The organism is Streptomyces sp. WAC05374 (assembly GCF_004353505.1).
Taxonomy (GTDB): domain Bacteria; phylum Actinomycetota; class Actinomycetes; order Streptomycetales; family Streptomycetaceae; genus Streptomyces.
Map to the genome: position 1 here is coordinate 41757 of NZ_SMNQ01000019.1, position 13514 is coordinate 55270.

Annotated in this window: 12 protein-coding genes; 9 read left to right on the top strand and 3 right to left on the bottom strand. The window is 73.9% G+C overall.

Annotated features, from left to right (window positions below; genetic code table 11):
* Window positions 1-103: 103 nt before the first annotated feature.
* Complete coding sequence (locus E2B92_RS27015) at window positions 104-1540, bottom strand: gamma-aminobutyraldehyde dehydrogenase (RefSeq protein ID WP_126885455.1); 1437 nt, start codon at window positions 1538-1540, stop codon at window positions 104-106.
* Window positions 1541-1718: 178 nt separating this feature from the next.
* On the opposite strand from E2B92_RS27015, the gene E2B92_RS27020 reads away from it, so the two are divergent.
* The 6 genes from E2B92_RS27020 (at window position 1719) to E2B92_RS27045 (ending at window position 8160) form a co-directional block, all read left to right on the top strand.
* Complete coding sequence (locus tag E2B92_RS27020; RefSeq protein WP_126885454.1) at window positions 1719-2225, top strand: Lrp/AsnC family transcriptional regulator; 507 nt, start codon at window positions 1719-1721, stop codon at window positions 2223-2225.
* On the top strand, window positions 2210-3589 hold the full coding sequence (locus E2B92_RS27025; RefSeq protein ID WP_126885453.1) for an aspartate aminotransferase family protein: 1380 nt from the start codon (window positions 2210-2212) through the stop codon (window positions 3587-3589). The genes E2B92_RS27020 and E2B92_RS27025 overlap by 16 nt, the downstream gene beginning before the upstream one ends.
* Before the next feature lie 211 nt (window positions 3590-3800).
* Window positions 3801-4529 carry an ABC transporter ATP-binding protein gene (locus E2B92_RS27030; RefSeq protein ID WP_126885452.1) on the top strand — a complete coding sequence of 243 codons (729 nt, stop codon included), beginning with the start codon at window positions 3801-3803 and terminating at the stop codon, window positions 4527-4529.
* The gene (locus E2B92_RS27035; RefSeq protein WP_126885451.1) at window positions 4511-5671 is read left to right on the top strand and encodes a hypothetical protein; all 1161 of its coding nucleotides are present in this window, start codon (window positions 4511-4513) and stop codon (window positions 5669-5671) included. Before E2B92_RS27030 ends, E2B92_RS27035 begins: the two co-directional genes overlap by 19 nt.
* Before the next feature lie 99 nt (window positions 5672-5770).
* Window positions 5771-6886 (top strand): LOG family protein, encoded by a 1116-nt coding sequence (locus tag E2B92_RS27040; protein WP_126885450.1) that lies wholly within the window; start codon window positions 5771-5773, stop codon window positions 6884-6886.
* A 110-nt stretch (window positions 6887-6996) separates the two neighbouring features.
* A complete protein-coding gene (locus E2B92_RS27045; protein ID WP_126885449.1) occupies window positions 6997-8160 on the top strand; it encodes a serine hydrolase domain-containing protein in 1164 nt (387 codons plus the stop codon).
* Here E2B92_RS27045 and E2B92_RS27050 read toward each other — a convergent pair.
* Together E2B92_RS27050 and E2B92_RS33605 are read right to left on the bottom strand one after the other, a co-directional pair.
* Window positions 8154-9227 carry a glycosyltransferase family 4 protein gene (locus tag E2B92_RS27050; protein WP_443070304.1) on the bottom strand — a complete coding sequence of 358 codons (1074 nt, stop codon included), beginning with the start codon at window positions 9225-9227 and terminating at the stop codon, window positions 8154-8156. The genes E2B92_RS27045 and E2B92_RS27050 overlap by 7 nt on opposite strands.
* Entirely contained in the window at window positions 9118-10464 is a 1347-nt protein-coding gene (locus tag E2B92_RS33605) for a hypothetical protein (protein ID WP_443070302.1), read from the bottom strand. The genes E2B92_RS27050 and E2B92_RS33605 overlap by 110 nt, the downstream gene beginning before the upstream one ends.
* Before the next feature lie 142 nt (window positions 10465-10606).
* On the opposite strand from E2B92_RS33605, the gene E2B92_RS27055 reads away from it, so the two are divergent.
* From E2B92_RS27055 to E2B92_RS27065, 3 genes are all read left to right on the top strand, one after another.
* Window positions 10607-11812: a sensor histidine kinase gene (locus E2B92_RS27055; RefSeq protein ID WP_126887693.1), complete on the top strand. Its 1206-nt coding sequence runs from the start codon at window positions 10607-10609 to the stop codon at window positions 11810-11812.
* On the top strand, window positions 11806-12483 hold the full coding sequence (locus E2B92_RS27060) for a response regulator (protein WP_126887694.1): 678 nt from the start codon (window positions 11806-11808) through the stop codon (window positions 12481-12483). The genes E2B92_RS27055 and E2B92_RS27060 overlap by 7 nt, the downstream gene beginning before the upstream one ends.
* A gap of 110 nt (window positions 12484-12593) precedes the next feature.
* On the top strand, window positions 12594-13514 hold the full coding sequence (locus E2B92_RS27065) for a hypothetical protein (RefSeq protein ID WP_235024008.1): 921 nt from the start codon (window positions 12594-12596) through the stop codon (window positions 13512-13514).

Consider the following 13514-nt stretch of genomic DNA (forward strand, 5'->3'; position numbering starts at 1 on the left):
ACGGGGCACGGACGCACGGCGCACGGACGCACCGGGCACAAGGGGGCGGGCGGGCCCGGGGACGACTCCCCCGGCCCGCCCGCCCCTTCGGCGTGACGGTGGGTCAGCCCAGCGAGGTCATCACGTGCTTGACGCGCGTGTAGTCCTCGAAGCCGTACGACGAGAGGTCCTTGCCGTAGCCGGACTTCTTGAAGCCGCCGTGCGGCATCTCCGCGACCAGCGGGATGTGGGTGTTGATCCACACGCAGCCGAAGTCCAGCGCCTTGGACATGCGCATCGCGCGGGCGTGGTCCTTCGTCCAGACGGAGGAGGCGAGCGCGTACTCGACGCCGTTGGCGTACTCGACGGCCTGCTCCTCGTCGCGGAAGGACTGGACGGTGATGACCGGGCCGAAGACCTCGTTCTGGACGATCTCGTCGTCCTGCTTGAGGCCGGAGACGACGGTCGGGGCGTAGAAGTAGCCCTTGTCGCCGACCCGGTGGCCGCCCGCCTCGACCTTGGCGTGGGCGGGGAGGCGGTCGATGAAGCCGGTGACCTGCTTGAGCTGGTTGGCGTTGTTCAGCGGGCCGTAGAGCACGTCGGCGTCGTCCGGCTGACCGGTCTTGGTCTCGGACGCGGCCTTGGCGAGCGCGGCGACGAACTCGTCGTGGATGGACTCGTGGACGAGCACGCGGGTGGCGGCGGTGCAGTCCTGGCCGGCGTTGAAGAAGCCGGCGACGGAGATGTCCTCGACGGCCTTGTCGATGTCGGTGTCCTCGAAGACGACGACCGGTGCCTTGCCGCCCAGCTCCAGGTGGACGCGCTTGACGTCCTTGGCGGCGGACTCGGCGACCTGCATGCCGGCGCGTACGGAGCCGGTGATGGAGGCCATGGCGGGGGTGCGGTGCTCGACCATGGCGCGGCCGGTCTCGCGGTCGCCGCAGATGACGTTGAAGACGCCCTTGGGGACGATGGAGCCGATGATCTCGGCGATCAGCACGGTGGAGGCGGGCGTGGTGTCCGACGGCTTGAGGACCACGGTGTTGCCCGCGGCCAGCGCCGGGGCGAACTTCCACACGGCCATCATCATCGGGTAGTTCCACGGCGCGACCTGGGCGCAGACGCCGACCGGCTCACGGCGGATGATCGAGGTCATGCCCTCCATGTACTCACCGGCGGACTTGCCCTCGAGCAGCCGCGCGGCGCCCGCGAAGAAGCGGATCTGGTCCACCATCGGGGGCACCTCTTCGGTGCGGGTGAGCTCGATCGGCTTGCCGGTGTTCTCCGACTCGGCCGCGATGAGGTCCTCGGCCCGCTCCTCGAAGGCGTCGGCGATCTTCAGCAGCACCTTCTGGCGCTCGGCCGGCGTGGTGTCGCGCCAGGCGGGGAATGCGGCCGCGGCGGCCTCCATGGCGGCGTCGACGTCCGCCTGGCCGGAGAGCGGAGAAGTGGCGTACACCTCGCCGGTGGCCGGGTTGACCACGTCGATGGTCCGTCCGTCGGCGGCGTCCCGGAACTCCCCGTTGATGTAGTTGCGCAGACGACGCAGCTCGGTGGTCACTTGCCACCCCTCCTGTCGGTCTCGTGGTTCTCGTTGTCCACGTGCTGGACAGCCCCACCCTAATCGCTGAACCCACGCTTTCGACAGGCCCGACGCCCCACAACTTCGGATTCAGTCGCTTTGGATCTCCAGAACAACGAATTTCCTCGATCTGGGGTTGCGCGAGTGACGAGACTCGGTGCACAGTGAAGGCGTGGCCAGTCGAAGCGCAGACCCCAGGGCCGGGAACGGATCGTCACCGACGATCGACGCCGTATCCCTGGCGATCATCGAACAGCTCCAGGAGGACGGACGCCGTCCGTACGCCGCCATCGGGAAGGCCGTCGGCCTGTCGGAGGCGGCGGTGCGGCAGCGCGTCCAGAAGCTCCTCGATCAGGGCGTCATGCAGATCGTCGCCGTCACCGACCCGCTCACCGTCGGCTTCCGCCGGCAGGCGATGGTCGGGATCAACGTCGAGGGCGACGTGGAGCAGGTGGCGGACGCGGTGACGGCCATGGCCGAGTGCGAGTACGTGGTGATGACCGCGGGCTCCTTCGACCTCATGGTGGAGATCGTCTGCGAGGACGACGACCACCTCCTGGATGTGATCAACAAGCGCATCCGCACACTCCCCGGCGTGCGCTCCACCGAGAGCTTCGTCTACCTCAAGCTCAAGAAGCAGACCTATATGTGGGGAACCCGATAGCCGTGAGCAAGGACCTCTCCAAGACCGCCTACGACCACCTGTGGATGCACTTCACCCGCATGTCGTCGTACGAGAACAGCCCCGTCCCGACCATCGTCCGCGGCGAGGGCACCTACATCTTCGACGACAAGGGCAAGCGCTACCTCGACGGCCTCGCGGGCCTGTTCGTGGTCCAGGCCGGCCACGGCCGGACCGAGCTCGCCGAGACCGCCTACAAGCAGGCCCAGGAGCTCGCCTTCTTCCCGGTGTGGTCCTACGCCCACCCGAAGGCCGTCGAGCTGGCCGAGCGCATCGCGCACCACGCCCCCGGTGACCTGAACAAGGTCTTCTTCACCACCGGCGGCGGCGAGGCGGTCGAGACCGCCTGGAAGCTGGCGAAGCAGTACTTCAAGCTGGTCGGCAAGCCCACCAAGCACAAGGTCATCTCCCGCGCGGTCGCCTACCACGGCACCCCGCAGGGCGCCCTGTCCATCACCGGCCTGCCCGGCCTGAAGGCCCCCTTCGAGCCGCTGGTGCCGGGCGCGCACAAGGTGCCGAACACCAACATCTACCGCGCCCCGATCCACGGCGACGACCCCGAGGCCTTCGGCCGCTGGGCCGCCGACCAGATCGAGCAGCAGATCCTCTTCGAGGGCCCGGAGACCGTCGCCGCGGTCTTCCTGGAGCCGGTGCAGAACGCCGGTGGCTGCTTCCCGCCGCCGCCCGGGTACTTCCAGCGCGTGCGCGAGATCTGCGACCAGTACGACGTGCTGCTCGTCTCCGACGAGGTCATCTGCGCCTTCGGCCGCCTCGGCACGATGTTCGCGTGCGACAAGTTCGGCTACGTCCCGGACATGATCACCTGTGCCAAGGGCATGACCTCGGGCTACTCCCCGATCGGCGCGTGCATCGTCTCCGACCGCCTGGCCGAGCCGTTCTACAAGGGTGACAACACCTTCCTGCACGGCTACACCTTCGGTGGCCACCCGGTCTCCGCGGCGGTCGGTCTCGCCAACCTCGACATCTTCGAGCGCGAGAACCTCAACCAGCACGTCCTCGACAACGAGGGCGCCTTCCGCGCCACGCTGGAGAAGCTGCACGACCTGCCGATCGTCGGCGACGTCCGCGGCAACGGCTTCTTCTACGGCATCGAGCTCGTCAAGGACAAGGCCACCAAGGAGTCCTTCAACGACGAGGAGACCGAGCGCGTCCTGTACGGCTTCCTCTCCAAGGCGCTGTACGACAACGGCCTGTACTGCCGTGCCGACGACCGCGGCGACCCGGTCGTCCAGCTCGCGCCGCCGCTGGTGGCCGACCAGTCCACGTTCGACGAGATCGAGCAGATCCTCCGGGCCACCCTCACCGAGGCCTGGACGAAGCTGTGACCCTCACGTGATCGTCCGATCGTAGGCTGAACGCGGCCCGGGTCGTGCCCCATCCGAGTGAGATGGGCGGACCCGGGCCGTGTGCTGTCCTGACACCCGGTCCGCGAATATCTACGGTTCCTGTGACCGATCCGCCCTGCCATCGTTCCCCCGTACGGGGGAACAACGTACGGGGGAACGACACATCAGAACCGATACCGAGGTGTTCGCCATGGTGGCCCCGCCGGACAACGACGTGCTCTGGGCACGCGCCCTGCACCACTCCCACAACGGCTCCCCCGCGCTTCAAGGCGTCTCCCTCGGCGTGCGCGAGGGCGAGATCCTCGCGGTCAGCGGGCCGCGCGGATGCGGCAAGACGACCCTGCTGCGCTGCCTGTCCGGCCGGCTCGCCCCGGGCGAGGGCGAGGTCTGGTACAACAGCGTGCCCGTCCACACCATGTCCGCGCTCCAGCGCGAACGGCTGCGCCGCGACCGGTTCGGCTGGATCGGCCCCCGGCCCGACCTGGTGCCCGAACTGACCGCCTGGGAGAACACCGCCCTGCCGCTCATGCTGCGCGGCACCTCCCGGCGCGCCGCCAAGGCCGCCGCCCTCGACTGGCTGGAGCGGCTCGACGCCGGCGACTGCGCGCGCAAGCGGCCGCACGCCCTCCCCCAGGCCCAGCGCCAGCGCATCGCCATCGCCCGCGCCCTGGTCACCATGCCGTCGCTGCTGTTCGCCGACGAACCCACCGCGCCCCTGCACCGCGCCGACGGCGCCCAGGTGCTGCGCACCCTCACCGCCGCCGCCCGGTCCCACCGCATCACCGTCCTGCTCGCCACCCACGACCCGGAGGTGGCGACGCTCGCCGACCGCACGGTGCACCTGCTCGACGGACGGCGCGTCAACTCCGTACACCTCAACGGAGCGGAGGGCCGCGACGCGTGCTCGCTCTCCGTCTAGCCCGCGGCTCCCACCCCCTGGTGCTGCTGCGGCGGCTGCTCGTCGCCGCGGCATCGGCCGGGGTCGGCTTCCTGCTGCTGTGCACCCTGGGGTACGCGGTCGGGCACCCCGGCCAGTCGCAGGCGGCGCTGATGCGCCTGGCCTGGTGCGCCCTGCCGCTCGCCGCGACCGTGCACTTCGCCGTCGCCGTCGCCCGGACCGACCCGGCCACCCGGCCGCGCCCCGGCCTGTCGGCGATCGGCCTGGGACCGGCCCGGCTCGCCGCGGTCGCCGCGGCGTCGACCGCCGTGTCCTGCACGCTCGGCTCGACGGTCGCGCTGGCGGTCTTCCTGCACCTGCGCGGTGACCTCACGGGGCTGCCGTTCGACGGGGCGGCCGCCGAGCTGCTGGGGGCCGGCCGGCCGCTGCCGCTCGCGGCCGCGCTGACCCTGCTGGCGATCGTGCCGGTCGTCGCCTCCACGTCCGCCGCACTCACGCTGCGGCCGAGCCGCAAGGCCGTCCTGGACGACGAACCGGACACCACGGAGCCCGTCCCGGCCGCCGCGCCCGCCGGGCTGCCGTGGGGCGTGTCGCTGATCGCGCTGGGCCTGGCCCTCGAGACGTACGCCGCACGCGGCACCGACGCCCTGCCGCCGGCGGGCGGCTTCGGCGGCGGCCCGGCGGGCGTCCTGGTGGGCTGGGCGCTCACCGCGCTGGGCCTCGCCGTGGCGGGCCCCGGCCTCACGTACCTGTCCGGGCGGCTGCTCCAGACCTTCCGGCCCGGCGTGACCCGACTGCTGGCGGGGCGCGCCCTGATGGACGAGGCACGGCGCGTCGGCCGCCCGCTGGGCGTGGCGGCCGCGGTGGCCGCCACGACGATCGGTGCGAGCGCCGTCTACGGGGCCGACGGCCCCCACCCCTTCGGCCCGCTGACCGGGATGGGCGCGGCACTGGTCATGGCGTGCACCACGGCGACGCTGCTGACCGCGGCACTGGAGTCGCGGCAGACCCGCGTCACCACCAAGGACGCCCTGCTGCGGCTGGGCGCCTCTGCCGCGCTGCTCCGGCTCTCGGTGGCGCTGCGCGCCCTGACGCTGCTGACCGTGTTCGCACCGCTCACCTGGCTGGTGGCGGAGCTGGCGGCCCTGCCGCTGCGGAGCTGATCCGGGACACGTCCTGATCCGCGTGTCCCGGCGGGAGCCGGGCGTCACCCGCAGAAGGGCGGTACCGGGGGCGACCGTTCGTAGGACTATCGTGGCGGCATGGCGCACACCCCTCGGCACGGCCACGACCGCGAGATCGAAACGCTCAAGGAGTTCGACGAGGTCGCCGCACGCGGCAGTCTCGTCGGGTACCGCCTCCAGTCGGTCGACCTGACGGACCGTACGGACGCGCTGCTCGCCCTCCCGCTGACGGGCGCGGTGTTCCTCGGCTGCCGGATGGAGGCCGAGGCGGCCGCCGTGGTGCGCGCCGGAGGGGCGCTCGTCTTCCCGCCCGTACCGGACCTGCCGTTCGACCCGTACCGGGGGTTGCTGTACTCCCCCGACGAGCTGTTCGCCGGTCTCGACGGGCAGGGGTACGCGCACACGCCGGACGCGCTGACCTACGCCTGGTTCCAGCGGACGAAGGCGGACGGCGACATCTTCGGGTCGATGCTGCGCGCCGTGCACGACGACGCCGTCTCCGACGCGCTCGACGAGCACCTCGCCGGGAAGCGGGTGGTCGGGGTGATGGGCGGGCACGCCATGGCGCGCGGCACGGACGCGTACGCCGGTGCCGCCCGTCTCGGCCGCGGCCTCGCCCGTGCCGGGCTGACCGTGGCGACCGGTGGCGGACCCGGCGCCATGGAGGCCGCCAACCTGGGCGCGTACGCCGCGCCGTACGACGACGCCATGCTGGAGGAGGCGCTGCTGCTGCTCGGCAAGGAGCCGTCGTTCGCGCCGTCCGTGGGCGCCTGGGCGCGGGCGGCGTTCGAGGTGCGGTCCCGCTGGCCCGAGGGCGGCCACTCGGTGGGCATCCCCACCTGGTTCTACGGCCACGAGCCGCCGAACGCCTTCGCGTCCCACATCGCCAAGTACTTCGCCAACGCCACCCGCGAGGACGGCCTGCTGGCCCGCTGCACCGCGGGCGTCGTCTTCCTCCCCGGTGCCGCCGGCACCGTGCAGGAGATCTTCGACAACGCGACCCCCAACTACTACGAGTCGCGCGGCGAGCCGACCCCCATGGTGCTGGTCAACCGCACCCACTGGACCGACCACCTGCCCGCCTGGCCGCTGCTGCGGGCCCTGGCGGCGGGACGCTCCATGGAGCCGCGCATCGCCCTCGTCGACAGCGTGGAGGAGGCCCCCGAGGCGCTGCGCCGGCTGGCCGGCCGGTAGCGCGGACGGCCCACCGGGCGGGCGCTGCCCGGCGGGCCACCGGATGCTGGGCCCTGAACGGCACCCGGCACCCACCGGGCGCCACGGCCCGGCCCAGGAGGTACCCCGGCATGCCCGCAGCACGGACCCGCACCCGCCCGAGACTCACCGCCGCCCTGCTCGCGGCCGGGGCGTGCGCCGCCCTGGTCACCGCACCGGCACACGCCGAGGGACCCCGCCCCGACGACCGGGACCGCGCGCTGCACAAGGCCCTGGAGGACCTGGTGGGCCCGCCGGACGGCGCGCCCGGAGCCATCGCCGTGCTCCAGCGCGGCCGGGACGTGAAGGTCTACCGGGCCGGCGTGGCCGACGTGGAGTCCGGCCGGCCGCCGAAGCCCGGCGACCACATGCGCATCGCCAGTGTGGCCAAGGCGTACAGCGGTGCCGTGGCGCTCCGGCTCGTGGACCGCGACGAGCTGCGGCTCGGCGACACGATCGGCAAGCGCCTGCCCTGGCTGCCCGCCGCCTGGCACAAGGTGACGCTCCGCCAGCTCCTCCAGCACACCAGCGGGCTGCCGGACTACACCGAGGACCCCGACTTCATCGAGCTGTTCGCGGCCGACCCCAGCCGCGAGTTCGACCCGCACCGGCTGCTGGACTTCGTCGCCGACGAACCCCTCAGGTTCAGGCCGGGCTCGCGCTACCGGTACAGCAACTCCGACAACATCGCGGTGGCCCTCATGGCGGAGGCCGCCACGGGCCGCCGGTACGAGGAGTTGCTGCAGCGGCTCGTCCTCCGGCCGCTCGGCGCGCGCCACACCAGCCTGCCGCGGGGAGCCCGGCTGCCCCGTCCGTACCTGCACGGGTACGCCTTCGACCCGGGAGGACCGCTGGAGGACATCAGCAACGCCATCAGCGGGTCGGCCGTCTGGGCCTCGGGCGGCATCGTCTCCACCCCGAACGACCTGAACGCCTTCATGCGCGCCTACGCCGGCGGCAGGCTCCTGTCCAAGGAGACCCGCAAGCAGCAGACGACATGGGTGAAGGGCTCCTCGGTGAACCCCGGCCCGGGCCGCAACGAGGCCGGCCTGGCGCTGTTCAAGTACACCACCCGGTGCGGCGTCGTCCACGGCCACACGGGCACCATCCCGGGCTACACCCAGCTCGCCGTGGCCACACCCGACGGCAGGCGCTCCATGACGTTCACCCTCAACACCCAGGTGTCCGGGGCGGAGAAGGTGGCGAGGATGCGCAAGGTCCAGGAGGACTTCGTCTGCGCGCTGCTCCGTCACTGACCCCGGCCCCCCGACAGGAGGCCGGCGAGCGTGTCGTACGTGCGGTCCCATCCCCACTCCGTACGCACCCACTCCCGGCCCTTCTCGCCCATGGCCGCGGCCGCCCGCCGGTCGGTGAGCAGGCGAAGGAGCCCCTCGGCGACCGCCCCGGCGTCCCGGCCGTCCACGACGTGGCCGGTCTCGCCGTCCCGTACGGCGTCGGGCGCGCCGCCCGAGTCGCCCACCAGGACCGGCAGGCCGGCCGCGGCCGCCTCCAGGTACACGATGCCGAGGCCCTCCACCTCGAGCCCCCGCTTCCGGCTCCGGCAGGGCATGGCGAACACGTCGGCGGCCGCGTAGAAGGGCGGCAGCGCGGCGTGCGGGTGCCCGCCCGCGAACACCACGGCACCGGTCACCCCGTGCTCGGCGGCCAGGCGCCGCAGACGGCGCTCGTACGGGCCGGAGCCGACGAGCAGCAGGCGGGTGCCCGGCACGCGCGCACGCACCGTCGGCAGGGCGCGGATCAGGGTGTCCTGGCCCTTGCGGGGCACCAGGCGGGCGGCGCACAGGACGACGGGCGCGTCGCCGAGCCCGTGCCGGCGGCGTACGGGGCCGGGGTCGCCGCCCGGCCGGAACACCCCGGCGTCCACCCCCGGGACGAGCCGCGCGAGCCGTGCGTCCGGCCCGAGCGCCGCGCCGATGGGGCCGCGGGTGCTCGCGCCCAGGCAGGTGACGGCGTCCACCCCCGTGCCGATGCGCCGCAGCAGGGCCCGGGCACCGGGGGTGCGGGCCCACCACACCTCGTGGCCGTGCGTCGTGGCCACCAGCCGCCGCACCCCCGCCTCCCGCCGCAGGTGGCCGGCCATCAGCCCGAGCGGCGCGGCGGCGCCGAACCAGACGCTGTCGCAGTCGTGCTCCCGGGCGAGCGCGGCGGCCCGGGCGCTCACGCGGGGGGTGGGCAGCAGCATGCGGGCGCGGTCACGGACGACCGGGTACGCCAGCCCGGCGTCGTGCGCGGCGGCGCCCGCCTCCGCCGACGTGTACACCACGACCCGGTAGGGCGGGAAACGGTCGGTCACCGCCTTCACGAACGTCTCGATGCCGCCCTGCCGGGGCGGGAAGTCGTTGGTGACGACGAGCGTGCGGGGCATGGGTCCTCCCTGGAAGGCAGGTGAGCAGGACGAACGGGACGACGAGGTAGCCGAAGCGGGACGCGGGCATGAACGCGATCGCGAGGGTGAGCCCGAGCGCCAGCCGCCGGGCCGCCGCCGGCACGGTGCGGGGCGGGGCGACCAGCAGGGAGGCGGCCACGAGGAGGGCGCTCACCACCAGCAGGACCCCCGCGACGACGGTGCCGCCGGGCACGTACGCGGCCAGGAGCCGCCCCGGGAAGGGGCTGGCGGCGGGCGACGCGGTGCTGGTCAGGCCGAGCGGGAAGGCGACGACGTGCTCGTGGAAGGCGCCGGGGTCGCGCAGCGCCGGCGGCACGACGACCACTCCGGCGGCCCCGACCGCCACAGCCGCGCCGCGCAGGACGCCCCGCCCCCGCCGGCCCCAACCGCCCCCGCCGCCCCCACGACTCGCGTCGCCACGGCCGCCCGACGGACCCGCCCCGCCGTGGTCACCCCGTCGGCGCGCACCACCGACGCCGCCCCACCGACCCGCACCACCGCCACCACCGCCCCCGCCCCCGGCGGCGGCCAGCAGGACCAGCCCCACCACCAGCCCCGGCCAGGCCGTCCACTTCAGCGCGGCCGCCGCGCCCAGGGCGAGCCCCGCCCGCCCCGCGCGGCCGCGTCCGGCGAGCGCCAGCCCCAGGGCCATCAGCCCCACGACCGGCAGGTCGACACCGCCCACGGCCAGCGGCAGCGCGACCAGGGGGCACGCCACGACCCGGGGCGACGCCCGCACGGCCGCCACCGAGGCGAGGAACACCGCCCCCATCCACCACCGGGGGTCGCCCGGCAGCGCACCGAACACCGCCATCCCCGGCAGGTACGGGTTGTAGTCGGCGACCCCGCCCGGCTCCGGGGCGTACGGGACGCCCGTGGCCGTCAGCAGCGCGCCCGACCGCTCGACGACGGCGACCTCCAGTTGGCCCCGGCCGGTCGCCACGAGCAGCGCCAGAGGCACCGCGACCGCCCCCAGCAGAGCCGCGCCGGCAGCGACGCGCGGGCGGCCCGCGAGCAGCGCCGCCGCCCCGTAGCCGCACGCCGCCGCCATGCCCCACACCCGGTGCGGGGCGAGGTCCGACACCACGGCGAGCGCGGCGGCGACGGCCGCGTACGCCGTCCACTCGCTCCTCGTCCCACTCCGCTCGATCATGCGGTCGAGGCTAGGAACGCCCGAACGCCCGGGCGTCACACGTGAATCCGGTCTTCCGGCTCCACCCGTGGCATGAGGACCGGCCCGGGGATCAACCCCTGCTCCGACGCGCGCCACGGTCCGCTCCGCGAGAATCGGGCCCATGAACGTGCTGGTTGGAACGCTGCGCCGCGCCGTGGCCTCGCCCGCGTACCCCTGGGTCACCGGGGCCGTCCTCACCGGCGGCACGGTGGTGGAGCTGGCGCTGGTGCCGGGCACGCCGTGGGTGGCGGGGGCCGTCCTCGTCTCGTCCGTGTCGGTGATGTGGCGCCGGGCGCGCCCCGAGACGGCGCTGATCACGGTCGCCGCCGCCTTCCTCGGGTTCGGCGCCGACACGAGCCTGTACCTGGTGACGGTGGTCAGCGGCCTGACGGGCCTGTACACCCTGGGCCGCCACCGGGTGCAGCACCCGGCGGTCCTGGTCGGCGCCGGGGCCCTGGCGTCGCTCGGCGTGAACCTGGTGCACATCCCCAAGTGGGCGGCCATGGTCCCCGAGGTGCGGCCGTTCCTCGTCGAGGGCCACCGGCTGGACCCCGGCCTGTACGCGGAGACGCTGCTGCTGACCGTGGTGGTCCTGGGCGCGGTGAGCGCGGGCGACGCCGTACGCGCGCGTGAGGAGGCCCGGCACGAACGGGCCGCCGCCCAGGAGCGGTTGCTCGCGATGGAGCGGCGGCAGGCGGCGGAGGCGGAGCGCGCGGCCGTGGCACGGGAGCTGCACGACGTCGTCGCCCACTCGGTGTCGATGATCGCCGTGCAGGCGGAGAGCGCGACGTACACGACGCCGGGCCTGTCGCCCGAGGCCCGTGACGCGCTCCAGCAGATCGCGGGCACGGCCCGCTCGTCGATGACCGAACTGCGCCGGCTGCTGGGCGTGTTGCGCACCCGGCCGGACGACCGGGCGGCGACGGCACCGCAGCCGACGCTCGCGGGACTGGAGGAACTGGTGGAGCAGCACCGTGCGGTGGGCGGCAGCGCGGACCTGCGGGTGGGCGGTGAGCGGGTGGCGCTCCCGGCCGGGTGGGAGCTGTCGGCGTACCGCATCGTCCAGGAGGCGCTGACGAACGCGCGCCGGCACGCCCCCGGCGCCCACACGGTGGTGGACGTCGTCTACGGGACGGACCGGCTGTCGGTGCGCGTCGCGGACGACGGTCCGGGCCCGCCCGACAAAACCGACGGAACCGACGGAACCGGCGGGACCGGCCACGGCCTCACCGGCATGCGCGAACGGGCCGCGCTCCTCGGCGGGAGCGTGACCACCGGCCGGGGCCCGGACGGCGGCTTCCTCGTCACGGCGGACCTGCCGTGGTGATCAGGGCGATCGTGGCCGACGACCAGGCGGTCGTGCGCACCGGGTTCGTCGGCCTGCTCTCGACGCAGGACGACATCCAGGTGGTCGGCGAGGCCGAGGACGGGGCGCAGGCCGTGCGGGTGGCGGCCGAGCAGCGGCCCGACCTGGCGCTGCTGGACATCCGGATGCCGCACAAGAACGGCATCGAGGCCGCCCGGGAGATCCTCGCCGCCTCGGGCGGGGCGACGAAGGTGCTGATGCTGACGACCTTCGACCTGGACGAGTACGTGTACGACGCCCTGGCGGCGGGCGCGAGCGGCTTCCTGCTGAAGGACGCGACGTTCCCGGAACTGCTGCACGCGGTACGGGTGGTGGCGCGCGGCGACGCGCTGCTGGCGCCGGCCGTGACGCGGCGGCTGGTCGCCGAGTTCGCCCGGCAGCGGGCCGGGGTGCTGCCGCCGCGGCCGGTCGACGGGCTGACCGCGCGGGAGGCGGAGGTGCTGGTGCTGATCGCCCGGGGCCTGTCGAACGCCGAGATCGCGCAGCGGCTCACCATCACCGACCACACCGTGAAGACCCACATCAACCGGCTGTTCGCGAAGATGGGGCTCAGGGACCGGGCGCAGGCGGTGATCCTGGCGTACGAGCTGGGGCTGGTGCTCCCGGGCCGGGACTCGTCCACGCCCACCTGAGCCCCGGCCGGGCCCCGTCCGCGCGCACCCGGCCCCGGCGGGAGGCAACGTCCGGGCCCGTTTCCCCGTCTGGCAGACGAACCCCACCCGTGCGAGGAACGGAGCCGGACGTGCTCATAGGACTGTTGACGGCCGTCGCGGCCTCGATCTGCTACGGCACGGGATCGGTCCTGCAAGCCGTCGGCTCCCGCAAGTCGGCCCGCCGCGAGGCGGCGGCGGGCCTGACGACCCAGCACGGCGGACCGTCTCTGTCGTCGACCGCCAAGGCCGCGATGACCTGGGAGTTCATCGTCGGTACGGTGCTGGACTTCCTTGGTTTCGGGCTGGGCGCGCTGGCCGCCCGCATGCTGCCGCTGTTCCTGTCGCAGACGGTGATCAGCGCGAACCTGGTGATCACCGCCGTACTGAGCGTACGGCTGCTCGGCATCCGGCTGACCCGCGCCGAGTGGACCTCCATCGGTGTCGTGTGCTCGGCGCTGGTCCTGCTGGCCACGGCGGCGGGACCCGAGGGCAGCGGGCACACGCCGATCGCCACGCACTGGTGGCTGCTGGCCGTGTCGCTGCTGCTGATGGTGGGCGGGACGGTCGTGGTGCGGCTGCTGGGCGCGCGTGCGGCGATCCTGGCCGGTCTGCTCTCCGGCCTCGGCTTCGGCGCGCTCGGCGTCGGCGTGCGCGTGCTGAACGGCGTCGACCCGTTCGACCCGGGCGCGCTGCTGGCCGATCCGGCGCTGTACGCCATCCTCGTCGCCGGCGTGGGCGGGATGTACCTGCACACGGTCGCGCTCCAGATCGGGTCGGTGAACGGGGCGACGGCGGCGCTGGTGGTGGGCGAGACGGTGCTGCCGGGCACGATCGGTGTGCTGTGGCTGGGGGACGCGTCCCGGCCGGGGTTCGCGTGGCTGGCGGTGGTGGGGTTCCTGCTGGCGGTGGCGGGCGCGGTCGCGGTGGCGTGGTTCGGGGAGCCGGAGGGCGGCCCGGGACCGGCACCGGCGCCGGAGGAGGAGCCCCGGGAACTCGCCCGCGTGGGCTGA

Excerpts from the sequence above, each read along its gene's own strand:
- E2B92_RS27055 (WP_126887693.1), top strand. The coding sequence starts at position 10,607 with ATGAACGTGCTGGTTGGAACGCTGCGCCGCGCCGTGGCCTCGCCCGCG.
- E2B92_RS27030 (WP_126885452.1), top strand. The coding sequence starts at position 3,801 with ATGGTGGCCCCGCCGGACAACGACGTGCTCTGGGCACGCGCCCTGCAC.
- E2B92_RS33605 (WP_443070302.1), bottom strand. The coding sequence starts at position 10,464 with ATGATCGAGCGGAGTGGGACGAGGAGCGAGTGGACGGCGTACGCGGCC.
- E2B92_RS27045 (WP_126885449.1), top strand. The coding sequence starts at position 6,997 with ATGCCCGCAGCACGGACCCGCACCCGCCCGAGACTCACCGCCGCCCTG.
- E2B92_RS27040 (WP_126885450.1), top strand. The coding sequence starts at position 5,771 with ATGGCGCACACCCCTCGGCACGGCCACGACCGCGAGATCGAAACGCTC.